This window comes from Bacillus sp. BPN334, from assembly GCF_008368885.1.
Taxonomy (GTDB): domain Bacteria; phylum Bacillota; class Bacilli; order Bacillales; family Bacillaceae_G; genus Bacillus_A; species Bacillus_A wiedmannii.
In genome coordinates this window covers 1-301 of the sequence record NZ_QOZW01000055.1, presented here as the reverse complement: position 1 = coordinate 301, position 301 = coordinate 1, and the positions used below count along the sequence as shown (strand labels likewise).

The following is a 301-nucleotide window of genomic DNA, read 5'->3' as shown; positions in this document are numbered from 1 at the left end:
GGACAGCTGAACGCTGAAGCTGATGCATTAGCATGCCGTGACGTATACACATTCGGCCCTACATGCCGTGCAGAAAACTCAAACACAACTCGCCACGCAGATGAGTTCTGGATGGTTGAGCCGGAGATTGCATTCGCTGAATTAGGCGACGTAATGTATCTTACAGAAGATATGCTGAAATATGCAATGAAATACGTACTAGAGCATGCACCAGAAGAAATGGAATTCTTCAACAGCTTCGTTGATAAAACAGTTCTTGAGCGCATGAACAACGTAATCAACTCTGACCTCGGTCGTATCA

The 301-nt window shown here is 45.2% G+C and carries 1 protein-coding gene; it reads left to right on the top strand.

Going from position 1 to position 301, the window contains the following annotated elements; translation table 11 throughout:
* Positions 1-301: amino acid--tRNA ligase-related protein (locus DN393_RS31180; protein WP_304521062.1), on the top strand; the 301-nt coding region annotated here is incomplete at both ends.